The organism is Actinomadura roseirufa (assembly GCF_900659635.1).
In the GTDB taxonomy this organism is placed as follows: Bacteria; Actinomycetota; Actinomycetes; order Streptosporangiales; family Streptosporangiaceae; genus Spirillospora; species Spirillospora roseirufa.
Window position 1 is genome coordinate 1 of record NZ_CAACVB010000577.1, and the last position, 935, is coordinate 935.

The following is a 935-nucleotide window of genomic DNA, read 5'->3' on the forward strand; positions in this document are numbered from 1 at the left end:
GAGATGTTCGAGAGGTTCACCGACCGCGCGCGGCGGGTTGTCGTTCTGGCTCAGGAAGAGGCCAGGATGCTCAACCACAACTACATCGGCACCGAGCACATCCTCCTGGGTCTGATCCACGAGGGTGAGGGTGTGGCCGCCAAGGCTCTGGAGAGCCTGGGGATCAGCCTTGAGGCCGTGCGGCAGCAGGTCGAGGAGATCATCGGTCAGGGCCAGCAGGCGCCGTCGGGTCACATCCCGTTCACTCCGCGCGCCAAGAAGGTGCTGGAGTTGTCGCTGCGCGAGGCGTTGCAGCTGGGGCACAACTACATCGGCACCGAGCACATCCTGCTGGGGTTGATCCGCGAGGGTGAGGGTGTCGCGGCGCAGGTGCTGGTGAAGCTGGGCGCCGACCTGAACCGGGTGCGCCAGCAGGTGATCCAGTTGCTGCACGGTTACCAGGGCAAGGAGCCGGCCGCCTCCGGCGGGCCCTCGGAGGCCGCTCCCTCGACGTCGCTGGTGCTGGATCAGTTCGGGCGGAACCTGACGCAGGCCGCGCGTGAGGGCAAGCTGGACCCGGTGATCGGCCGGGACAAGGAGATCGAGCGGGTCATGCAGGTGCTGTCCCGCCGCACCAAGAACAACCCGGTGCTGGTGGGTGAGCCCGGCGTCGGTAAGACGGCCGTGGTGGAGGGCCTGGCGCAGAAGATCGTCAAGGGTGAGGTGCCCGAGACGCTCAAGGACAAGCAGCTGTACACCCTGGATCTGGGTGCGCTGGTGGCGGGGTCGCGGTATCGCGGTGATTTCGAGGAGCGCCTGAAGAAGGTGCTCAAGGAGATCCGTACCCGCGGTGACATCATCTTGTTCATCGATGAGCTGCACACCCTGGTGGGTGCGGGTGCGGCCGAGGGCGCGATCGACGCCGCCAGCATCCTGAAGCCGATGCTGGCCCGCGG

At 66.7% G+C, this 935-nt stretch carries 1 protein-coding gene; it reads left to right on the forward strand.

Annotation, left to right across the window (positions count from 1 at the left end):
- Window positions 1-3: 3 nt before the first annotated feature.
- A partial coding sequence (locus E1291_RS41505; RefSeq protein WP_131743487.1) for a Clp protease N-terminal domain-containing protein occupies window positions 4-935 on the forward strand: 932 nt, incomplete at its 3' end.